The following is a 20,943-nucleotide window of genomic DNA, read 5'->3' on the forward strand; positions in this document are numbered from 1 at the left end:
AGGGACTGAGCTCATGCCTCCCATCCCGGAAACCGCTGACGAGCATACGCCCAGTTGAACGGGCGGGGATAAGTTTCCCGACCCGGCCCCACGCACCGTCATCCTGACGAAAGTCAGGACCCAGATCGCAAAGGGAGATTTTCGCCAGGCGGGCTCGGATCGTACTACGCCATCATGGGGGATAAGTGAGCGATCGCCGTCACCGCGCCCTATGAACTGGGCCCTGACCTTCGTCAGGGTGACGGTGTTTGGTGGAGCGTTGGTACCTTCTCTCCCAATTGCCTCACTTTTCCCGGACGGAGGCCTGCGAAGGCAGGCTGCAGATCCGGGACCGACCGAAGATCGTTTCAAGCGATGAGCTTCCCGTAGATCCCGGCGCTCCGCCCGGCCTCCGCCGGGCTTGCAGCCGGGAAAAACGGGTGTGGTGTTCAAGGTGGGGAGTGTCCCTCATCCGCCCTGCGGACACCTCCTCTCCCATCGGGGAGGAGGAAAAAGAAAAACGGCCGGCAGATCGCTCCGCCGGCCGTTTGTCATGCATCGAACTGGCAGGCGCCTATTCGGTGTCGCCCATGCTTTCGGGGACCGGGAAGCCGCGGTCGCGCATGAGGGCGGCCGGGTCGGCATCGCGGCCGCGGAACTGGCGGTAGGCGTCAGCCGGGTCGATCGCATTGCGCGGAGCAAAGAGATAATCGACGAGGCGGCCGGCCACTTCCGGATCGTAATAGCCGCCCGGGGCTTCCTCGAAGGCCTCGGCAGCGTCGGAGGTCAGCACATCGGCCCACATATAGCCGTAATAACCGGCCGAATAGCCTTCACCGGAGAAGACGTGACCGAAGTGCGGCGAGCGGTGACGCATGACGATCTCGTCGGGCATGCCCAGCTCTGCCAGGGTTTCGCGCTCGAACGTATCCGGATCGCCGATCTCTTCCGGCGGCGTGGTGTGATAGACCATGTCCATCAGCGCCGAGGCCAGATACTCGCCGGTCGAGAAGCCCTGGTTGAAATTGGCCGCCGCGCGGATGCGCTCGATCAATTCCTGCGGGATCGGCTCGCCGGTCTCCACATGCACCAGATAATTCTCGATCACCGGATCGGTCATCAGCCAGCGTTCGAGCAGCTGCGACTGGAATTCGGTGTAGTCGCGCACACCGCCATTGAGCGTCGGATAGGCGACGTTCGAGGACAGGTAGTGCAGGGCGTGACCGAATTCGTGGAAGAAGGTCGTCGCATCGTCCCAGGACACCAGGACAGGCTGGCCCGGCGCCGGTTCGATGAAGTTGGAGTTGTTCGTGGCGAGCACGTTTTCCTCGCCATCGAACGTGGTGTGCGAGCGGAAGGAGTTCGCCCAGGCACCCGAACGCTTGCCCTGGCGGGCATAGGGGTCGAGATACCACAGGCCGATATTCTCGCCGCTCTCGCGGTCGGTCACTTCCCAGACCCGCACGGTGGGGTGCCAGACCGAGACCTCGCCTTCCGGCAGGGCGCGGAATTCGAAGCCGAACAGTTCGCCGGCGACGTAGAACATGCCTTCGCGCAGATTATCCAGCTGCAGGTATTGCTTCACCTCGTCGCTGTCGAGCTCGTAACGGGCCTGACGGACCTTCTCGGCGTAGTAGCGGTAGTCCCAGGGCTGGATGGTGATGTCGTCGCCACGCTCATCGGCCAGGGCCTGCATGTCGGCGACTTCTTCCTCGATCCGGCCGACGGCCGCCTGCCAGACCGGAACCATCAGGCCCATGGCGTTTTCCGGATTGCCCGCCATGCGGTCTTCCAGACGCCACTGGGCGTAATTGTCGTAGCCCAGGAGCTCGACACGCTCGTCGCGCAGTTCGAGGATTTCCATGATGATGGCGTTGTTGTCGTACTCGCCGCCATTGTCACCGCGATTGTAATAGTTCCGCCAGACCTGTTCGCGCAGATCGCGCTCGTCGGAGAAGGTCAGGAAGGGATCCATCGAGGAGCGCGTATTGGTGATCGCATACTCGCCCTCACGGCCGCGGGTGGTGGCAGCGGCAGCCGCGGCATCGATGAAGCCCTGCGGCAGACCGGACAGCTGGTCGGCGCCCAGATAGGTGACGTAATTCTCTTCGTCGTGCAGCACATTGTTGGAGAAGGCCGTGTGCAGTTCGGCCAGGCGCTGGTTGATCGCGGCGTAGCGCTCGGCAGCCTCGCCTTCCAGCGTGGCGCCATTTCGGGCGAAACCGTCATAGGTCAGCTGCACGACACGCTGCTGGTCCGGACGCAGGGTCGCCATTTCCTCGCCTTCGTAGACGGCGCGGACACGGGCGAACAGGTCCTGGTTCTGCGTGATCTGCGAGGAGAAGGCCGACAGGCGCGGAGCCATCTCGGCCTGGATCGCGCGGAATTCCGGCGAGGACATGTTGGACGACCAGATGCCCCAATAGGAGAAGACGCGGTTCAGCGCTTCGCCGGACCGTTCCATCGCCACGATCGTGTTCTCGAACGTCGCCGGTTCCGGATTGGCCGTGATGGCATCGATCTCGGCGAGGTTCTGGGCCATGCCCGCCTCGAGCGCCGGGATCAGATCGTCCAGGCTGGCCGACTGGAAGTCCGGCACACCGCCATAGGGGCCGGTCCATTCCGCCAGAAGCGGATTATCGGACGCAGCCGTTTCGGTTTCGGCAGCCGGGGCGCCGGCGTCCGGCTGGGCCTGCTCGCTCGTCGCGGTCTCGTTTTCGGTGTCGGCACCCTGCGGCGCGCAGGCGGCAACGAAAATTGCCGCCGCGCTGGCCGTGAGCATGAGAATCTTGCGCATGTCTGGTCTCCCCAAGAAGAAATTCAGCCGGCAGCCTAACGGGTGCGCGCCTTTCGTAAAAATGAAGAATTCACCATCTTGCATCGCTGCCGCAGCGCCCCCCGGCAGGCGAAATACACCGTTCCGACAACAGCGTCCGTATGCAACTTAACCGGACGTAAAGCGTTTCGCCGCTGTCTCGCCCTATTCGGTCACCACATTCGGCGGGACCGCAGATCTGAACGGAGATGCCCATGCGTGCCCTGTTGACGATTGCCGCCAGCCTCGCCCTCGGCGTAGCCGGCCCGGCCTTGGCCCAGGATCCCGAGTACGGACAGCCGAGCCAGTATTCCGAACCCGTCGACACCTATTCCCAGGACGAGCTTGTCGATGCCGTGTCCGACTTTTTCGGTGTCACGGCCGAAGCCGCGGCGAGCGTACTCGAACGCGTCTTTTCCGACCTGGGCCGGCCGGTCGGCTATGTCGCCGGCGAGGAAGTTGCCGGTGCGGTCGGTGTCGGCCTGCGCTATGGCGAAGGCTATCTGACGATGAAGAACGGCGTGCGGGAGAAAGTCTACTGGCGCGGCCCGTCGATCGGGTTCGACACCGGCGGCAATGCCAGCCGTGTCTTCGTGCTGGTCTATAATCTGGACGATCCGGACCGCCTCTTCCAGCGCTATCCCGGCGTTGAGGGCTCGGCCTATCTGGTCGCCGGCATGGGCGTGAACTACCAGCGCGCCGATGACGTCACCCTGGCCCCGATCCGCTCGGGTGTCGGCCTGCGCGCCGGTGCGAATGTCGGCTATCTGGCCTATTCGCGCCGCCGGGCCTGGCTGCCCTTCTAGGGAGTACCGGTACATGCAGATCCGCAGCTGCGACCCCGGCGATCACGCCGGGGTCGACGCCGTTCTGAAAGCGGCTTTCCCCACGCCCGCTGAAGCCCAGCTCGTTGTCACCCTGCGCGCCGCCGATGCCGACACGCTGGAACTCGTCGCCGAGGATCACGGACAGGTCGTGGGCACGGTGATGTTCTCGCCGGTGACGGCGATCGCGGCAAACGGCTCGCAGGCCTATGGCATCGGCCTGGCCCCCGTCGCCGTGACGCCGGAACACCAGAAGCGCGGCATCGGCGAGGCCCTGATCAATGCCGGGCTGGATTATCTGCGCACACTGGGCGTGCCCTGGTGCGTCGTGCTGGGCGATCCGGGCTATTACAGCCGCTTCGGTTTCGAGCCCGCCGCGCGCAAGGACTGGTACTGGAGCGGCGATCCCGAAGGCGAACACGCCGGCGCCTTCCAGCGCCTGGCCCTGGGTGACCGCCCGGCCGATCCCGCTGCCGGACCCTGCCGGGTCCACTATCATCCGGCTTTCGATACGGTCTGAGCCTTCCTATTCGGGTGGCCGGTGCGCGTAGGACAGGACGCGCGACAATTCCCACGCGCCATCATCGGTGAGCAGCCAGAGATGCGCGAACTCGGCCAGGCCGGTCGGCTCGGCATGGCCGGTATCGTCGACGATCAGGAAGCGGTGGGATCCGAACTGGATAACGCCGTAGAGCGTGCCGTTTTCGTAGAGCGGCTCAAGGCGGAGACTGCCGTCCACGCGCTCGCGCCGGATGGTCTGCCGCCCGTTGCAGATATTCTGCTCCATCGTGGCGATGAAGGCATCGCGGCCGTGCGTCACGCCGCCCTGGTCGTGGTAGAATTCGAGGTCTTCGGCGACCAGCGATGCCGACTCGTCCAGATTGCAGGTGTTGAAGCCGATATCGAACAGGCGCCGGTCGAGCGTATCGAAGACCGTTTCAAGATCGCCTGTATCGCCGGACTGTGCAGCGAGCGGCGGTGCGGCCAGTGCAAACAGCGCCAGGCCGGCAGCGAGATGTTTCATGGATACGTCCTCCCGGTTTCGTGCGGCAGGAGGCCATGCCTGCGCTATGCGCGACAGCGGGAACGCGGCGTCACGTGTCCCGTGGCACGGTCTGATGGTCCGGCGCATGATCGCCGGCGCACAGATGATGGTCGGAGAGGGTCTGGATCACGCGGCATTCATCGACCACGCCGTGCGAACAGCGCTCGACCATGCGCTCCAGCTCGCGCCGCACCGCTTCCAGCCCGGCAATGCGGCGCTCGACCTCGGCCAGCTGTTTGCGGGCAATGCCGTCGGCCTCTTCGCAGGAGCGGTCCGGCCGCGCGGACAGGTCTTGCAACGCACGCAGATCGTCCAGCCCGAAGCCCAGCTCGCGGCCGTGACGGATGAAGCGCAATTGCTCGAGATGGCCATCGCCATAGCGGCGCTGTCCGCCGGGTGAACGCGGCGGCGCATCGAGCATGCCGATCGACTCATAGTATCGGATGGTGGGCACTTTGACGCCCGAGAGCCTTGCCAGACGGCCGATGGAGAGATCTGTCATTTTCGCCTTGAACCTCTAGTCGCTATAGGAATTAGGGTTCGAATCGACAGGTGACAAGTCAGGAGACGCCCATGTCGGCGGGATGCTGCCACAATGAGGAATTCGACGGCACGTCGCGCGGTTTCCGCCGCGCGCTGTGGGTGGTGATCGCGATCAATGCCGGCATGTTCGCCGTCGAGATGCTGGCCGGTGCCGCGGCTCACTCGCAGGCACTCAAGGCCGACGCGCTGGACTTTATCGGCGATGCGGCGACCTATGGCCTGTCACTCTGGGTGATCGGCAAGCCGCTGATGTGGCGGGCCAATGCGGCGCTGGTGAAGGCGGGCAGCCTGTTTGTGATGGGCGGCTTCATCCTGGCGCTGGCGCTCTACCGCGCCTTTTTCGAGACGGAGCCGGACGCCACATTGATGGGCTCGATCGCCATTCTTGCTCTGGCCGCCAATCTGGCGAGTGTCGTGATCCTGATGCGCTGGCGCGAAGGCGACGCCAATGTCCGATCCGTCTGGCTGTGCTCGCGCAATGATGCGATCGGCAATGTCGCCGTGTTCGGATCCGCGGGCCTTGTTGCGCTTACCGGTACGCACTGGCCCGACGTGATCGTCGCAGCCGGCATGGCCGGGCTGTTCGTCTGGTCGGCGACGCAGATCCTGTCCCGCGCGCTGGCGGAACGCCGCCATGCAGCGGCCCACGCGGCCCCGGGCGAGTAGCTACCTCCCGAGGCTTTAGAGGTCGCATTTTCAGTGATCGCTGGTCGAGAAGACGGAACCCATCAGATCGTCGCGGTCATGGTGGCGATGATCCCGGCGGTGCCCGTGATCGCGGCGTCCATGGCGGTCACGGTCGCGCCAGTGCCCGGGACGGCAATCATTGCAATCTGAGGCGATCCGCTCGCGCACGATGGACAGGCGCTCGGACAATCCGTGGAACCGGTCCTGGCCGTCATGCCACATCGCGGCGGAGTCCTGACAGGCGGCCTCGGCAAACCGGTTCTCTTCCAGACAGCGATTATAGGTGCGGCAGGAGGCGGTGGCGAACCGGTAGGACGCGTCTAGATCGGTCTCGAAAGCGGCGATGATTTCCTGGGTCTCGGTATCGGCCATGTCGGAACGACGCCCCGGCTCGGCACGGATCGCCTCGCGATAGCCATGCACCTCCTCCAGCATCGCCAGGCGCTGTTCGGCAAGCGTGTCGACCTCGCACATGGCAATGGCGGGGCTGACCGTGTCGATCGGCCGGAAATGATCGGGCGGCGGCGGAATATAGGGCGCCGACGGGCCGTGATGTCCGGAATAGCCGTGACCGCAGGCCGAAAGGGCCGTGGCCGCGAGGAGCAGGACTGCCGCCTTTTTCATTGCACTTTTCCTCTCGTCAATTCGCATGGCCGGCCTCAGCGCCGGGTGCCGCTGCCGCCCTGGGCGGAGCGGGTGCCGTCGAGTGCGGCCTGGTAACAGCCGGGCTGGTCGAGCTGCTGGCCGTTGGCACGGCGCATCTCGTCGACCCGCCTCTGCCAGGCCAGATAGAAACGGTCGCCATTGCGTTCGGCCTCCCGCAGCAGCTGGTCGGATAACCGCGACCAGCGTTCGGCGGGGGCTTCGGAACGGCCGGCGAAGCGCCGCAGGGCGATCGCCCGGTCATGGCCGAGATCGGCCGCGCGGCGCAGATAGCTGTCGGCGCGCTCGGGACTCTCCACGATGCCGCACAGCCGGTAGCTGCCCTGCACCGTGCCGGTGCCATAGATCAGGGCGAGATTGAAATTGGCGCCGCCATGACCGCGCTCGGCGGCCTCTTCCAGCCATTCCAGCGCCGTATCGATATTCTGTTCCAGACCCAGCCCGGTCGCGAACATGATGCCCACCAGGTTCTGGGCGTCGGTGTCGCGCGCGGTCAGGGCGGCGTGGCAGGCCAGCGTAACCGTCTGCGCCGGCGTCAGGGCGCCGGTCTGGTCGAAGCCCATATCGCCCTGGAAATCGCGCACCGAACGGCGTGTCATCGGACCGTAGGTGCCGTCGATCACGCCATTGTAATAGCCCAGCGCCGACAGGGCCCGCTGGCGCAGGTCGAGATCGACGATATCGCCGGAGTCCTCGGTCGCGCTGAAACCATAGGCGATGCGTTCCAGACTGCGCTGGCTGGTCGGGCAGGAGCGTTCCAGGATGGCGGCCTGCAAGCGGCGGTGAGCAACCAGCGACGCCTGGGCGCCGCCAACGGACGATCCCACCAGCAGGGCCTCGTCCCAGGCTTCGCGGGCGCGCTCGATCTGGCCGACGGCCTGGTAGGCATCGCCGACACGCAGCCAGCAGCGGGCGATATCGGCATCCTCGATCTCCGGACCGCGCACGGCGCAGATCTGCCGGCCCGGCCGGAAGCCGAAGCCCGGCCCGCCATAGCGATAGCGCGGCGCGCCCGCAGCCGTGGCCGGACCGGCGACGGTCGATGACAGCGGCAGACCCGTGGGGCCGGTCTCGCCGTATGGATAGGCCGGACTTTCCGCATAGGGATTGCTGCCCGCATCCGTATAGTCCGGATATCCCGGGGTGTAGGAGGGGCTGGACGGTGTCCGGTCCGGCGGACCGGCGGTCACGCGTGTCGGGCCGCTGTAGTGGCGGTCGCGATCACGGCCGAAGGGCCACCAGCTGCGGCCTTCGTCGGAACAATACTGGGTCGCGCAATAGCCGGCCCGATAGGCCCGCGAATGGGTAAAGCCGAGAATGGCCACGAGCCCGATGACGACAAGGAGTGTCGCCGCAGACTGGGCCAGCAGGGCCGTCACTCTTTCAAGCATTCGGTCCGTCTCTCCGAGGCCCCCACCGCCTCTGCCGCTAGCAAGATTTCATTAACCATACTAGCGGCTGTAGCGTTCCGCGACCATACGCCTGAGGCGCGATTTTTGATTTTTCCGATCTCCCGGCACAAGAAAACGCCACTTTCCCCTATATGGGGAAAGTGGCGCCAATACATTCTCTTCAGACGCGAATTCTGGCCGGTCAGCCGCGCAGTGTACCGCCGGACGCCTTTTCGACCTTGGACACGATCGCGGCCGCAACGGCATCGATTTCCTCGTCCGTCAGCGTCTTCTCGCGCGGCTGCAGGGTTACCTCAAGGGCCAGCGAAACCTGGCCGTCCGGCACACCCTTGCCGTCATAGACGTCGAACACGGTGACGTCGGAGATCAGCGCCTTGTCCGCGCCCTTCGCCGCCCGGATCAGCGTATCGGCGGGGACGTCCTTGCCGACGAGGAAGGCGAAGTCGCGATGTACCGGCAAGAGCTCGGCGCGGTCCAGCTGGCCGCGCGCCTTCAGGCCGGACGCCTTCTTGGGCTGCGGGATATTGTCGAGCACGATCTCGAAGGCGAGCACGCGTCCGTCGATATCCAGCGCCTTGAGGATGCCGGGATGGATTTCGCCGAACTCGGCCAGCACATTCTTCGGGCCCAGACGCAGCACGCCGGACCGGCCCGGATGCCACCATTCCCGTGCCTCGGCCGCGACCTGGAGACTGTCGGCCGGGGCTCCGGCCGCAGCCAGCGCGGCCAGCGCATCGGCCTTGGCATCGAACACGTCGGGCATGCGGGTTCCGGCCCAGTGACGGCCGGCCTCGACACGGCGCACACCGGTTGCCACGAGACGCTGCCCGTCCGGCTTGTCGGTGAGATAGACCGGCCCGACCTCGAACAGGCGCGGATCGGCCTGGCCGCGATCGGCATTGGCCTGCAGCGCGGTAAGCAAGTGGATCAGCGCCGTCGGCCGCATCACGTCGAGTTCCGATGAGATCGGGTTTTCCAGCGCCAGGCCTTCGCCATGGCCGCCGAACAGGGCCGCCTGCTTCGTCTCGCAGAAGGACCAGGTGACGGTTTCCGAATAACCGCGGCCGGCCAGCGCCCGGCGGGCATAGCGGGCGCGCAATTGCATCACCGTCGCCGGCGCTTCACGGCGCACGGGCGGGCGTGGCAGGGATACCGCGTCCAGCTTGTCGAAACCGTGGATGCGTGCGACTTCCTCGACGAGGTCGGCCTTCTGGGTGCAGTCCATGCGCCAGGAGGGCACGCCCACCGTCAGCACATCGCCCTCGCCCTTCGGTGCAAAGCCCAGCGCTTCGAGAATGCGCACGATCTCGTCACGCGGCAGGTCGAGCCCGGTCAGACGCTTTACCTCGGCCAGCGGAAATTCGATATCCGCAGGCGGCGCGGGGGGCTCGCCGACGACAATCGTCTCGGACGCCTCACCACCGCAGAATTTCAGGATCAGCTCGCTGGCCTGCTCGATACCGGCCTTTGGCGAGGCCGGATCGACGCCGCGCTCGAAACGGTATTTCGCGTCCGAGTCGATACCCGTCGCCTTGCCCGTCGCGCGGGTCGTCTGCGGATCGAACCAGGCGCTTTCGATGAAGACATCGGTTGTCTCTGATGTCACGCCGGAATACGTGCCGCCCATGATACCGCCAAAGCCGAGGCAATGCGTGTCGTCAGCGATGACGCATTGATCCTCGCCCGGCACGTATTCCTTGTTGTCCAGCGCCTCGAACCGGTCGGCCTCGCCCTTGCCGCGGCGGGCCCGGATCGGCCCGTCCAGCTTGGCCAGATCATAGACGTGCAGCGGCCGGCAGCGGTCGTAGGAGATCATGTTGGTGATATCGGCCAGGAAGTTGATCGGACGCAGACCGATCGCCTTCAGTGCCTTTTTCAGCCAGTCCGGGCTCTCGCCATTCTTCACGCCGCGGATCACGCGGCCGGCGAAGACAGGACAGGCTTCCGGCCAGTCGAGTTCGACCGTCACCGGGCAGGGGAAGCTGCCGGGGATGTTCTCGATGTCATGGGTTTTCAGCGTGCCGATCCCGGTGGCGGCAAGGTCGCGGGCAATGCCGCGCACGCCCAGCCAGTCCGGCCGGTTCGGCGTCACTTCAAAATCGATGACCGGGTCGGCCATGCCCAGCGCCACCACGGCTGGGGTGCCGACCTCGAAGGGCTCGGGCAGATCGATGATGCCGTCATGATCCTCGCCCAGCTCCAGCTCGCGGGCCGAACACATCATGCCATGGCTTTCCACGCCGCGGATCTTGCGCGGCTTCTTGTCCAGCGCGAAATCGAGACCCGGGATATAGGCTCCCAGCGGGGCATAGACGGCATACATGCCGGTGCGGGCATTCGGCGCACCGCAGACGATCTGCTTCTCGCCGTCCTTCGTCGCCACGCGGCAGACCCGCAGCTTGTCGGCATCGGGATGCTGCACCGCCTCGATGACATGGCACACCGAGAAATCCGCGAACTTTTCCAGCGGATTGTCGATCTCCTCGATCTCCAGCCCGGCCATGGTCATGGCCTCGGCGATCTCCTCCAGGGAAGCGTCGGTCTCGAGATGGTATTTCAGCCAGGAAAGCGGGAATTTCATTGGTCGGGCTCCTCCGTGTCGGGCACGGATCCGAGAGTTTGGAAAACATCGTCCCGCTGTGCCTCGCAACGGCGCACGGGCACAGGACGGGCATTGGACGTCTGGGTGGTCCAGCAGCGATCAAAGACCGAGCAATAGCAGGCTTCGACCTGCCAGAGGTCCCACTCCGCCAGCAGCGCGGTGACGGCAGGGCCTTCGAGCGAAGAGCGCGGCCACTGGATCATGATCGGCTCGACCTCGCCGCCGGGCGCAAGGGTGCGGCCGGCCAGGGTGGCCCAGGAACGGTCCTGGTCTGCCGGCAGCACCTCCATAAGCGCCGCAAAGTCCTGCACTTCCACACCGTCACGGCGCAGGGTGACGCTCTCGATCATCGCCGGACCGACACCATTATTGTAGACGCGCAGGCCGATCGAGCGGGTTTCCGGCCGCGTGACCAGGAAACCGTCGATCTGCAGCACCGGCACCACGGCCCCGTGCTGCTGCGCCCGCATCACCCGCCCCTGATCCCAGGCGACAAACAGCGCCGCGATGCCCACGAGCATCGCGCCGACCGCCGTCAGCGTCTGATGGTTATGGGAGAGCCAGCGCCACATCGAACCGGCCTAGCTCAGCCCCGTCGCCAGATTGGCCTGCAGCAGCGGCGAGAAGCCGTAATGGTTCAGCCAGCGCTTGTCGGAATTGAAGAAATCGCGCAGGTCCGGCGCGCCGTATTTCAGCATGGCGAGACGGTCGACGCCCATGCCCCAGGCAAAGCCCTGGAACTCGTCCGGGTCGAGGCCGCAATTGCGGATCACATTCGGGTGGACCATGCCGCAGCCGAGGATTTCCATCCACTTGTCGCCCGAGCCCACTTTCACCGCATCGCCGACGCGCTCATAGCGCACATCCATCTCGGCGCTCGGCTCGGTGAAGGGGAAGTGGTGCGGCCGGAAGCGGGCTTCCACCTGGTCGGTCTCGAAGAAGGCCGCGATGAAATCCAGCAACGTGCCCTTGAGGTGACCCATATTCGCCTCGCGATCGATCACCAGGCCCTCGACCTGGTGGAACATCGGCGTGTGGGTCTGGTCCCAGTCGCAACGATAGACGCGGCCCGGCACGATGATGCGGATCGGCGTCTTGCCCTTCAGCATGGTGCGGATCTGCACCGGCGAGGTGTGGGTGCGCAGCACCTTGCGCTCGCCGTTTTCGTCCGGCTGCATGAAGAAAGTGTCCTGGGTGTCGCGCGCCGGGTGGCCGGGCGGGAAGTTCAGCGCGGTGAAATTGTGGAAGTCGTCCTCCACGTCCGGGCCCTCGGCGACCTCGAAGCCCATGTCCGCGAAGATCACGGCGAGCTCTTCCATCACCTGGGTGATCGGATGCAGCGAGCCTTGCGGTTCCGGACGCACCGGCAGGGTGATGTCGACCGTTTCCGAGGCCAGGGCGGCGTCCAGCGCCCTGGCTTCCAGATCGGCCTTGCGTGCTTCGAGGGCGTCGTTGAGGCGGGTCTTGAGACCGTTGAGCGCCGGGCCCATCACCTGACGCTCTTCCGGGCTCATCTTGCCCAGCTCGCGCATCATCAGCGAAACCGAGCCCTTCTTGCCCAGGGCGGACACGCGCACGGCGTCCAGCGCCGCCTCGTCGGCCGCGCCATCGATCTGGCTGCGGACCTCGGCTTCCAGCGTGTCGAGATTGGATGTGTCGGTCATGGTGTTCTCAGTCCCTCGCGGCCGAGGTGGATTTAGCCTTTAGGGACAGGACTGTCGACCGGCTTGGGCGGCGCACCAAGGCAAGCCCCCCTCAGATACCGTCATTAGGGAGCGACTTCGCGAGCAGAACCGCTTTATGGTTGCATCGGGCAGACAAACAACACAAATTTTGGAAAATTCAAACTGTTTGGGGGAGAACGGTCGATATGCGGCGACCGTCACGATTTCATGGATGAACGCTACCGATATCTCACACAACTTCTCGGACCGAAAAGCGAGAACGAGGACCTTCTTCTCAACCTTACCAGACGCGTCATCACCGACTACGCTCACTGGCGCCGGAACTACTTTCCGGACGACCCGATCGCTTTTGGCCCGAAAATCAAGCGCAAGTTCGAGGAAGAAACCGAACGGCTGATGCACGAACTCGATATTGCACTGTCGGAAATGCGTCGCAGCTTTCCATTCCACAGTCCGCGCTATATCGCCCATCAGCAATCGGAAACGACGCTTCCATCGCTGCTGGGCCTGTTTCTGGGCACGCTTTACAACACCAATATCGTCACGCCCGAATCCGGCTCTGTAACGGTCGACTGGGAAGTCGATGCCTGCAATGCATTACTTCGCATGCTGGGCTTTCGCCCGTCTCCCAATCCGCACAGCGTCGATACGCCGGACGCGTTCAAACAATATGAGGAGCAACTGCGCCACGAGTTCGGATGGTGCCATCTGACCTCAGGCGGGACGCTAGCCAACATCGAAGCTCTGTGGGTCGCTAGAATCGTGACCTATTTTCCGCTGGCGGTGAAAGACGCCTGCATCAAACACGGGATTGCCCTGGGCATAAAGCTAGCCGACGGCACCGAATCCGACATCCGAGACGCCAACGCGATGGACCTCCTTGGCCTCAAGCCGAATGAGTCCATCTATCTTCTGGGACGCTTCACCAGCGCCGTCCAGGCCTCGGACGTCGCCACATCGAACGGTCACAATGGCAGCGTCAGCTCGCTCGCTTGGCAATTGCTCAACGAAAGCCCATTTGCCCCGGCAAAGGGCATTCAGGATGCTGCCAAGCAGCACACGCCGGTCATTTTCACGTCGGGCGCAGCTCACTACAGCATCCAGAAGGCGGCCGAACTCCTGGGCATTGGCTCGGATGCTGTGGTTCGGGTGGACATGGATGAACACTTCCGCCTGAGCATCCCAGATCTGCGCAGCAAGATCACAGATGCGATCCGAAAGAAGCGCGCCATCATCGCTGTCGTTGGCATGATCGGCACAACCGAGGAAGGGTCCGTCGAACCGATCCACGACATCCTCTCCCTCCGCAAGATGTTCGAGACTGAAAAGCGCCAGAGCTTCTGGCTTCATGTCGACGGTGCCTGGGGCGGTTTCATCCGCAGCCTGTTTGTCGATGCGTCGGTCTCCGGAACGCGACGCGTACCATTTTCCCTGTTCTCCCGGCGCGTCTTTGACCTCAATCGCGAACTTCAAATGCCAGATCCGGCGCCTGAAACACCGGACAAGCTGGGTGCGTGGCTGAACACCCTGTGGATCAGGCACGCGACAACGCCCGAAGAGGGCATTCCCGCTGTGCTTTTGGAGAGCCTTGAGGACGGGATCGTTGATGGCGACTACCAGAAAGTTCTGCAACAACTCGTGCACCAGACCAAGCTCGGCCGGTTGTCATTCAAGGGCATAGACGATCCCCGCACCCTCTTCGCAATCACGCAACTGGATCGTGTGGCCGAGGTAAAGGAATTCGTCCGAGACAATGTATCGGTCGGGCTGCATCCGACATCCGAGGAGATCGACATCCAATGGCCCAGCGATGATGTCGGTCTTGCCATGCTCGCAACTGCTGCCGCCAACTCGATCACGATCGACCCGCATAAAATGGGCTACACGCCCTATCCCTGTGGCGCGATCGCATTCCGCAATGACCGTATCCGGCATTTTGTCAGGCAGGAGGCGCCTTACATCACATCGACTTCGGCCGATACCCAGCTCCACATGCCGATCCGGCATGTGGAGCAAAGCGACGACCCAATGCCGAAGTACAGGACCTCCACCGCTGCGGCTGCGCCCTTTACCATCGAAGGATCGCGCCCCGGGTCAGCGGCCTGCTCGCTATGGCTCGCATCACGCGCCATGCCGTTTGACCGCGAGCACCACGGCGAAATGGTGCGCGCATCACTCCTCGCCGCTCGTTCGCTCTACGAATGGCTCAACCGGTGGGACGGCCTGCATGAGCGAGCACGCGTCGACAAGCTCTATGAACTGCGGCCCTACTGCCCGGGCGGACCCGATACCAATATCGTTATCTTCGCCGTCAAGCAGAAGAACAACTCAAACATCGGCGACTTCAACCGCCTCAATGACAAGGTATACAAATCATTCAGCATTCTCAGCGAGGACGGCGATCGCAGACATAGCTACTCCCAGCCGTTTTTCCTGTCACGGACGAAAATACACGCGCCACTCTACAGCGCGGCAACGACAGCCGATTTCCGCAAGCGGGCCGGGCTGGACACCGACCCGGCAGAGTATGAACAACACGGTCTCAGCGTTCTGAGGGCGACAGTTGCCAACCCGTATATTTGGCCCGCACTGAAGTCTGGACAAACGGATTTTATCCAGGACTTTCTGAGGGTCTTGGATGAAGCAGTGATCGGCGTGGTTCGGCGCCCCGGAGACTACTAACCGCTGCGTAGAAAGAAAAAGGCCCGCCGGCGGTGCGCTGGCGGGCCTTTTCAATCGGATCGGTGTGACCGGGATTAGCCCAGCGCAGCGCGCGCCTGATCGACGAGCGCCTTGAAGGCTTCCGGTTCGCGGATCGCGATGTCGGACAGGACCTTGCGGTCAACTTCGATGCCGGCCTTGTTCAGACCATTCATGAAGACCGAATAGGTCATGCCGTGCTCGCGGGCACCGGCATTGATGCGCTGGATCCAGAGACCGCGGAAATTGCGCTTCTTGGCACGGCGGTCGCGATAGGCGTACTGGCCGGCCTTCTCCACAGCCTGTACGGCAGCGCGGAAGGTGTTCTTGCGGCGGCCGTAATAGCCTTTGGCCGCTTTGATGACTTTCTTGTGGCGCTTGGCGGTCGCCGGTCCGGACGTAACTCGAGACATGGTGTGCTCCTAACTCAGCTGCCGCGGCTTACAGGCCGTTCGGGATGTATTTTTTCACGATCCGCGCATCCTGGGGCGACAATGTCGTCAGGCCGCGCTTGTTGCGGATCTGCTTGTTGGTCCGCTTGATCATGCCGTGGCGCTTGCCGGCCTGGCCGGCTTTCACCTTGCCCGTGGCAGTGAGCTTGAAGCGCTTTTTGGCGCCGCTCTTCGTCTTCATCTTCGACATTTTCATCTCCTTTGCAGGACCGCCGGAGCGGTCTTGTGGATGTTGCAGCCAGCGGGCATGTCGAACGGGCCCGTCAGGCTGGAGTTGGAAGCGGGGTCTTATACGCGGAAACAGCGCTATTGCAAGGGCGAAGCTGACTCCGCCTCAGGCGTGCGGCTCGTGTTCGCACAGGCCGCAATCGCGGCGATGGACATGACCGGCCCGGGTCCGGGCGCGCCAGTTCACCAGGTGGGCGCCGGCCAGAACCGTAACGCCGGTGAGGGTCAGCACGGTCTCGGCCAGCGAACCGAAGACATGCGAGGCGCCGATCGCCATCAGGACAAGGCCGAACAGGCCTGCCGTGAAGATCTGCCAGCCGGCCTCCACCGTCTTCATGCCCCAGCCCAGCGCCACCAGCGAGACCGGCGCCGCCAGCGCCAGCATCACGATGTGCCAGTCATGGCTGAGACCGAACAGCGAGCCCAGCTCCGGCGAGAGCAGCGGCGCGGCGGATGCCGCCGTCGGGACAAGCAGGCAATGCAGGATGCACAGCACCGACAGGCCGACGCCGGTCGCGTCGAGGGATTTATGCCTGTGGGCGGTCATTTTCATCTAACACCTGCGGATCGGGCTGCCGGAAGATGATATAGTGTAACACCCACCATAACGGAAGGGTGAATCCTGCATATGGGATACACAAACCACTCATAAGACATACGAAGGGGCGACCCGGATGAGCCGCCCCTTGGCAATTCAGGTCACTGATGCGCGGCTAGTCTTCCTGGAAGCCCAGCTCCGAAATGCCCAGGCGAGCCGGCTGTCCGTCGCCGGACCAGTAGGTGCCGACCCAGATGTCGTAGACGCCGGCCTCGGGGTTTTCGAAATGGACACCCGGATTGAGGCTGCCCGCCCCGTCATCGTCGCAGATCCAGCGGCCGGACGGATCGTTGATCACCAGCGTCGTGTCGGCATCCGCCAGGACCGAGATGAACAGGTCCAGCGCGCCCGGCTCGAAGCTCAGCTCGAAATCGGGAGCTTCGGTGACATAGCCGCGGCAGAATTGGTCCGCCGCTTCGCCGGCATCGAGCGGACCGCCGGCGACGAGGTCGACCGTGTAGGGATCGGGCGAGAAGCCGCCTTCCAGGCTGACCGAGCCGTAATTGGCCTCCAGCGAGACATCGAGCGAAGAGCCGCCGCCCACGAACTCGTCGCCGAAGCCGAGTTCGGAAATGTGCAGCGTCGCCGGCTCGGGCGTGCCCTCGCTGTAGGTGCCGACCCAGATGTCGTAGCGGCCATCCTGCGGATTATCGAAACGGATGCCCGGATTGAGGCTGCCCGCACTGTCATCATCGCACCACCAGGTCCCGTCCGGGGCATTGACGACCAGGGTCGCATCGCCATCCGAAGTGGCGGAGATATAGAGGTCCAGATTGTCCGCGTCATAGGTGATGTCGAAGTCGGGCGCCGTCGTGGCATAGCCGCGACAATTCTGCCCGACCGCCTCGTTCACATCGACATCGCCGCCGGCCATGAGGTTGACCGTGTAGGGATCGGGCGTGAAGCCGGAGACCAGTTCGGCCGAGCCGTAATTGGACGGTAGCGCGTAGTCGAGTTCGGCCGGGGTATCGATATTCCCCAGGAAGCCGAGTTCCGACACATAGATCGTGGCCGGCACGTCCGGACCGCGCGAGAAGCGGCCGGCCCAGACCGCATAGCGTCCGGCCGCCGGATCCACGATTCGCAGACCCGGATTGAGGTTCTCGGCCGTGTCGTCATCACACAGCCAGTTGCCGTTCGGGTCCTGGACGAGCAGCGTGGTGTCGCTGTCCGCCTCCATCGACAGATAGAGGTCGAAATCCCCGCGGCCGGTATAGTTCACCCAGAGGTCCGGTGCGGAATTCACGTGCCCGCGGCACATCGGCGAGGTCCCGCGGTCCGCGCTGATTTCGCCGCCTGCCGTCACCCGCACCGTGCGCGGATCGTCGGCAAAGCCTGCGCGCAGGTCGAGCGAGCCGGATTCCGGCGCCAGATTGGGGTTCGGCGCCCGCGAATAGGCGTTCGCAGACGAGAAGCCGACCTCGGAAATGTGCAGCATGGCCGGCTCGTATCCGACGCCCGGGCTCAGCGTGCCGACCCAGACCTGGTAGTCGCCCGACTGCGGATTGTCGAAGCGCAGGCCCGGATTGAGGCCGATCCCCTCGCCATCATCATTGCAGTGCCAGCTGCCATCCGGCGCGCGAACCAGGAGGGTCGCATCGACATCGGACGCGGCCGAGACAAAGAGGTCGTAGCTGCCGGCCTCGTAGTCGAAGGCGTAGGACGCTTGCGGGGTGATATAGCCCGAGCAGTAGTCGGACGCATTGCCGGCATAGATGGCGCCGCCTGCACGTACACCGACCGATGCCGGATCGGGCTCGAAGCCCGAGGACAGGCGCACCGAGCCATAGGCCGGCGGCAGCGCCGGATCCTGGGCCTGGGCGACGCCGCCCGTGATCAGCGCCGCAAGCGCCACACCGGCCAGAAGCTTGCTGTTCATGTCATTCCCCCTGTCTGTCGGATGTCTGTCGGACTGTTCGGCCGCATCCTGCGCAAAGGCCCCAGCAGAGCACAGCGCGAATACGCCCATGAGTTTCAAGTAATTTCATCACAAATCCTAGCCGCTGAATATCGCCTGAACAGGGTAGCCTGCAATCCGCCCGACATGCGGCATCTTCGCGGCGTGCCCGCTGCAGCGGATTGCCGGAGGCCACGAACCTGCTTATCCCTCCCGCGGTGCTGACCCCGTCTCTCGACATCTTCCGCCACCAGCCCTACCGCCACTACTGGGCGATGCGGCAATCGATCTCCGCTGCACGGCAAATGCAGGCGGTCGCGATCGGCTGGCAGGTCTATGACGTGGCGCGCGAGACCCGCTCGATCGAGGAAAGCGCGCTGATGCTGGGCTTTGTCGGCCTTGCCCAGTTCGCACCGGTTTTCCTGCTGTCGCTTGTCGGCGGACAGGCGGCAGACCGGCTCGACCGGCGCCTGATACTCGTCGTGACGAATGTGGTCCGCGTGATCTGCGCCCTGGCGCTGGCGGCGAGCCCGTTCTTCTCCGGCCCGGTGCAGCTGTGGATCGTGTTCACGGCGGCGATCATTCTGGGCTGCATGCACGCCTTCTCGCCCGCAGCGGCGAGCGCGCTGCTGCCCCGCATCGTGCCGCGGGCCGATCTGCGCCAGGCGATCGCCTGGAACTCGCTGGGCTTCCAGGGCGCTGCAATCGGCGGCCCGGCGCTGGGCGGCCTCCTCTATATCGCCGGCCCCGAGGCGGTCTATCTGACCAGCGCTGCCCTGCTGGTCTTCGCCACCCTGGCCATCGCCACCGCACGGACGCCGGCGCACGAGAAGGTGCACGGCCAGTCGGGCTGGCGCATGGCGATCGAGGGGCTGCGCTATGTGCGGCACAACAAGGTCGTGCTCGGCGCCATCTCGCTCGACCTCGTCGTGGTGCTGTTCGGCGGTGTGACGGCGCTGCTGCCGGTCTTCGCGCGCGACGTGCTGCACACCGACACGGTGGGGCTGGGCCTGCTGCGCACGGCGCCGGCCATCGGTGCCGCCATCATCGCCTTCATGCTGGCAACACGGCCGCTGACCCGCCGCATCGGTGCCTGGATGCTGGGCGCCATCGCCGTCTACGGCGTCGCGATGCTGGGCTTTGCCCTGTCCAAGATCCTGCTGGTGTCGCTGATCGCCCTGGCGGTGACCGGCGCGGCCGACATGATCTCGGTCTTCATCCGCCAGTCGATCATCCAGCTCGCCACACCGACCGCGATGCGCGGCCGCGTCTCCTCGGTGGAATTCATCTTCATTTCCGCCTCGAACGAGCTGGGCGAGTTCGAGTCCGGTGTCGCCGCGCGTTTCCTCGGCCCGATCGGCGCCGTCCTGCTGGGCGGCGTCATGGCGCTGGTCACGGCCGCCGCCTGGTTCCGCCTCTTCCCGCAACTGGCGAAGACCGACGCGCTGGACGAAGTCGAGGAAGAAGCCGTGCCGGCGCCTGGCGCGAACACTCAGGGCCGCCCGGCCGCGCCGTAACCTTCGTCAGGGCAAGGCGGCGTCAGTGAACAGGTTTGGAAAAAGGCGTTCGCGATAGGCCAGCGGGAAGGCAAGACGAACCGGCGTTTTCGGCGACGGCGATGTCAGGAAACCCTGGCTGACCAGCTGGTTCAGGGTCTTGCGTGCGGTCACGCCTGAGGTCTTCAGCACCGTGGCGGCCTCGCCACGCTCCAGCACGCCATAGCGCAGAACAGCAGAGACGAGATCCGGAGCCCGCTTGTCCTCGCTGACATCGGCGACAAGTCGCCTGTAGCGCGCGTCCAGACCGGCCAGATCGAACAGCCGGCCGGAGAACTCGATCTGGTCGAGTGCGACCTTGAGGAACCATCGGCAGAATTCATGCAGCGCCGCTTCGGACAGATTGCCCCGCCCATCATGATCACTCCGGCGGGGGGCGTCGGCCAGGTCCATCATGCGCATGTATTCGCCGCGGTCTTCGAGCCCGCGCGCCAGGCCGCGGGATATCGACCAGAGCCCGCCCGCGCCGAGGCCGGCGCGCAACGCCATGGCATGCGACATGAGCCGGCTCACCCGACCGTTTCCGTCCGGAAACGGGTGAATGTAGTTGAAACGATGATGGGCAGCGGGAATGGCAATGATACGGCCGCTGGCCGATGTCTCGACCGAGCGGTAGCGCATGTCGAAATGTTCGAGAAAGCGGACCACGTGCTTTCCGGACGGCGGACGGTGCCGACCGACCGAAACCTCACCATCACCCTCGGCACGGAAAGCGCCGGGACGGATCTCCTCTTTCCGGCCATCCGGATGTTCCACGAACCTGAATTCGGGGGGCATGTTGTTGTAGAATTCGCGATGCACCCAGGACAGGAATTCCGGCGATGTCGGCCTGTCGAGTTTGCCCTCCCGGAACCGCTGGTCGATCAGACGCTGGACGACGACATGGGCCCGCGCCTCAAGCGCCAGCGGCCGCGCCGCCTCATCGATCTCGGCCCCCATCAGGGCCAGCTCGATATCCCGGGGGCGTGTATTGTGCCCTTCGATCAGATTGGAATAGTAGCAGTTCATCACCCGGACGAGGTCTGCCAGTTCTGCAGCACTGTCCGGATGCAGCCCGACCCCCAGCCCCTGCGCCGCGGCGCGCAACTCGACAGCCAGATCCGCCAGGTCCGCAGGGACCCTGTCATCAAAGAGGCACGGCTCGATCCGATTGGGTGTCTCGATCAATTTTGTCGATCTTTCGATATTGAACTATCCTTGTAGCACAATGAAAAAGACGAGTCGTGCAGGAAAAATTGTCGATCTTGGCTTTCGATC

Annotated in this window: 18 protein-coding genes; 5 read left to right on the forward strand and 13 right to left on the reverse strand. The window is 64.4% G+C overall.

The window, feature by feature from the left end:
- Positions 1-553: 553 nt before the first annotated feature.
- A complete protein-coding gene (locus tag JJ918_RS10860; RefSeq protein WP_291886974.1) occupies positions 554-2,776 on the reverse strand; it encodes a M3 family metallopeptidase in 2,223 nt (740 codons plus the stop codon).
- Between the two features lie 233 nt (positions 2,777-3,009).
- Here JJ918_RS10860 and JJ918_RS10865 point away from each other — a divergent pair, with 233 nt between their 5' ends.
- The gene (locus JJ918_RS10865; protein ID WP_291886976.1) at positions 3,010-3,600 is read left to right on the forward strand and encodes a DUF1134 domain-containing protein; all 591 of its coding nucleotides are present in this window, start codon (positions 3,010-3,012) and stop codon (positions 3,598-3,600) included.
- Positions 3,601-3,613: 13 nt separating this feature from the next.
- Positions 3,614-4,138 carry a GNAT family N-acetyltransferase gene (locus JJ918_RS10870; protein WP_291886978.1) on the forward strand — a complete coding sequence of 175 codons (525 nt, stop codon included), beginning with the start codon at positions 3,614-3,616 and terminating at the stop codon, positions 4,136-4,138.
- Positions 4,139-4,144: 6 nt separating this feature from the next.
- On the opposite strand, the gene JJ918_RS10875 is transcribed toward JJ918_RS10870, so the two are convergent.
- Together JJ918_RS10875 and JJ918_RS10880 are read right to left on the reverse strand one after the other, a co-directional pair.
- Complete coding sequence (locus tag JJ918_RS10875; RefSeq protein WP_291886980.1) at positions 4,145-4,642, reverse strand: DUF4440 domain-containing protein; 498 nt, start codon at positions 4,640-4,642, stop codon at positions 4,145-4,147.
- Positions 4,643-4,712: 70 nt separating this feature from the next.
- Positions 4,713-5,165, reverse strand: coding sequence for a helix-turn-helix domain-containing protein (locus tag JJ918_RS10880; RefSeq protein ID WP_291886982.1), 453 nt, complete (start codon positions 5,163-5,165; stop codon positions 4,713-4,715).
- A gap of 71 nt (positions 5,166-5,236) precedes the next feature.
- On the opposite strand from JJ918_RS10880, the gene JJ918_RS10885 reads away from it, so the two are divergent.
- Positions 5,237-5,872 (forward strand): cation transporter, encoded by a 636-nt coding sequence (locus tag JJ918_RS10885; RefSeq protein WP_291886985.1) that lies wholly within the window; start codon positions 5,237-5,239, stop codon positions 5,870-5,872.
- Between the two features lie 30 nt (positions 5,873-5,902).
- On the opposite strand, the gene JJ918_RS10890 is transcribed toward JJ918_RS10885, so the two are convergent.
- The 5 genes from JJ918_RS10890 to pheS all read right to left on the reverse strand — a co-directional run bounded on the left by JJ918_RS10890 (position 5,903) and on the right by pheS (position 12,234).
- A complete protein-coding gene (locus JJ918_RS10890; protein WP_291886987.1) occupies positions 5,903-6,517 on the reverse strand; it encodes a hypothetical protein in 615 nt (204 codons plus the stop codon).
- Between the two features lie 35 nt (positions 6,518-6,552).
- Positions 6,553-7,947, reverse strand: coding sequence for a peptidoglycan-binding protein (locus JJ918_RS10895; protein WP_291886989.1), 1,395 nt, complete (start codon positions 7,945-7,947; stop codon positions 6,553-6,555).
- A gap of 202 nt (positions 7,948-8,149) precedes the next feature.
- Positions 8,150-10,549 carry a phenylalanine--tRNA ligase subunit beta gene (gene pheT, locus JJ918_RS10900; RefSeq protein ID WP_291886993.1) on the reverse strand — a complete coding sequence of 800 codons (2,400 nt, stop codon included), beginning with the start codon at positions 10,547-10,549 and terminating at the stop codon, positions 8,150-8,152.
- The gene (locus tag JJ918_RS10905) at positions 10,546-11,142 is read right to left on the reverse strand and encodes a hypothetical protein (protein ID WP_291886996.1); all 597 of its coding nucleotides are present in this window, start codon (positions 11,140-11,142) and stop codon (positions 10,546-10,548) included. The genes pheT and JJ918_RS10905 overlap by 4 nt, the downstream gene beginning before the upstream one ends.
- A 9-nt stretch (positions 11,143-11,151) precedes the next feature.
- A complete protein-coding gene (gene pheS / locus JJ918_RS10910) occupies positions 11,152-12,234 on the reverse strand; it encodes a phenylalanine--tRNA ligase subunit alpha (protein WP_271187544.1) in 1,083 nt (360 codons plus the stop codon).
- Positions 12,235-12,462: 228 nt separating this feature from the next.
- Between pheS and JJ918_RS10915 the strand changes: the two genes are divergently transcribed.
- Positions 12,463-14,937: a pyridoxal-dependent decarboxylase gene (locus tag JJ918_RS10915; protein ID WP_291887001.1), complete on the forward strand. Its 2,475-nt coding sequence runs from the start codon at positions 12,463-12,465 to the stop codon at positions 14,935-14,937.
- 74 nt (positions 14,938-15,011) lie between these two features.
- Here JJ918_RS10915 and rplT read toward each other — a convergent pair whose 3' ends face one another.
- The 4 genes from rplT to JJ918_RS10935 form a co-directional block, all read right to left on the reverse strand.
- Complete coding sequence (rplT, locus tag JJ918_RS10920) at positions 15,012-15,368, reverse strand: 50S ribosomal protein L20 (protein ID WP_271187543.1); 357 nt, start codon at positions 15,366-15,368, stop codon at positions 15,012-15,014.
- Between the two features lie 28 nt (positions 15,369-15,396).
- Positions 15,397-15,597, reverse strand: a complete 201-nt coding sequence (gene rpmI / locus JJ918_RS10925) for a 50S ribosomal protein L35 (RefSeq protein ID WP_291887004.1) — start codon at positions 15,595-15,597, stop codon at positions 15,397-15,399.
- Between the two features lie 144 nt (positions 15,598-15,741).
- The gene (locus JJ918_RS10930; RefSeq protein ID WP_291887007.1) at positions 15,742-16,188 is read right to left on the reverse strand and encodes a MerC domain-containing protein; all 447 of its coding nucleotides are present in this window, start codon (positions 16,186-16,188) and stop codon (positions 15,742-15,744) included.
- Positions 16,189-16,348: 160 nt separating this feature from the next.
- Complete coding sequence (locus JJ918_RS10935; protein ID WP_291887010.1) at positions 16,349-18,112, reverse strand: hypothetical protein; 1,764 nt, start codon at positions 18,110-18,112, stop codon at positions 16,349-16,351.
- 236 nt (positions 18,113-18,348) lie between these two features.
- Between JJ918_RS10935 and JJ918_RS10940 the strand changes: the two genes are divergently transcribed.
- Complete coding sequence (locus JJ918_RS10940) at positions 18,349-19,647, forward strand: MFS transporter (RefSeq protein WP_291887013.1); 1,299 nt, start codon at positions 18,349-18,351, stop codon at positions 19,645-19,647.
- 6 nt (positions 19,648-19,653) lie between these two features.
- On the opposite strand, the gene JJ918_RS10945 is transcribed toward JJ918_RS10940, so the two are convergent.
- Entirely contained in the window at positions 19,654-20,853 is a 1,200-nt protein-coding gene (locus JJ918_RS10945; protein ID WP_291887014.1) for a Fic family protein, read from the reverse strand.
- Positions 20,854-20,943: the final 90 nt, after the last annotated feature.

Source organism: Maricaulis sp. (assembly GCF_017642925.1).
In the GTDB taxonomy this organism is placed as follows: domain Bacteria; phylum Pseudomonadota; class Alphaproteobacteria; order Caulobacterales; family Maricaulaceae; genus Maricaulis.

Coding starts and splice junctions, on each gene's coding strand:
- pheS (WP_271187544.1), bottom strand. CDS start 12,234: ATGACCGACACATCCAATCTCGACACGCTGGAAGCCGAGGTCCGCAGC.
- JJ918_RS10885 (WP_291886985.1), top strand. CDS start 5,237: ATGTCGGCGGGATGCTGCCACAATGAGGAATTCGACGGCACGTCGCGC.
- JJ918_RS10935 (WP_291887010.1), bottom strand. CDS start 18,112: ATGAACAGCAAGCTTCTGGCCGGTGTGGCGCTTGCGGCGCTGATCACG.
- JJ918_RS10895 (WP_291886989.1), bottom strand. CDS start 7,947: ATGCTTGAAAGAGTGACGGCCCTGCTGGCCCAGTCTGCGGCGACACTC.
- rpmI (WP_291887004.1), bottom strand. CDS start 15,597: ATGTCGAAGATGAAGACGAAGAGCGGCGCCAAAAAGCGCTTCAAGCTC.
- JJ918_RS10870 (WP_291886978.1), top strand. CDS start 3,614: ATGCAGATCCGCAGCTGCGACCCCGGCGATCACGCCGGGGTCGACGCC.
- JJ918_RS10930 (WP_291887007.1), bottom strand. CDS start 16,188: ATGAAAATGACCGCCCACAGGCATAAATCCCTCGACGCGACCGGCGTC.
- JJ918_RS10865 (WP_291886976.1), top strand. CDS start 3,010: ATGCGTGCCCTGTTGACGATTGCCGCCAGCCTCGCCCTCGGCGTAGCC.
- JJ918_RS10915 (WP_291887001.1), top strand. CDS start 12,463: ATGGATGAACGCTACCGATATCTCACACAACTTCTCGGACCGAAAAGC.
- JJ918_RS10890 (WP_291886987.1), bottom strand. CDS start 6,517: ATGAAAAAGGCGGCAGTCCTGCTCCTCGCGGCCACGGCCCTTTCGGCC.
- pheT (WP_291886993.1), bottom strand. CDS start 10,549: ATGAAATTCCCGCTTTCCTGGCTGAAATACCATCTCGAGACCGACGCT.
- JJ918_RS10905 (WP_291886996.1), bottom strand. CDS start 11,142: ATGTGGCGCTGGCTCTCCCATAACCATCAGACGCTGACGGCGGTCGGC.
- JJ918_RS10880 (WP_291886982.1), bottom strand. CDS start 5,165: ATGACAGATCTCTCCATCGGCCGTCTGGCAAGGCTCTCGGGCGTCAAA.
- JJ918_RS10860 (WP_291886974.1), bottom strand. CDS start 2,776: ATGCGCAAGATTCTCATGCTCACGGCCAGCGCGGCGGCAATTTTCGTT.
- rplT (WP_271187543.1), bottom strand. CDS start 15,368: ATGTCTCGAGTTACGTCCGGACCGGCGACCGCCAAGCGCCACAAGAAA.
- JJ918_RS10875 (WP_291886980.1), bottom strand. CDS start 4,642: ATGAAACATCTCGCTGCCGGCCTGGCGCTGTTTGCACTGGCCGCACCG.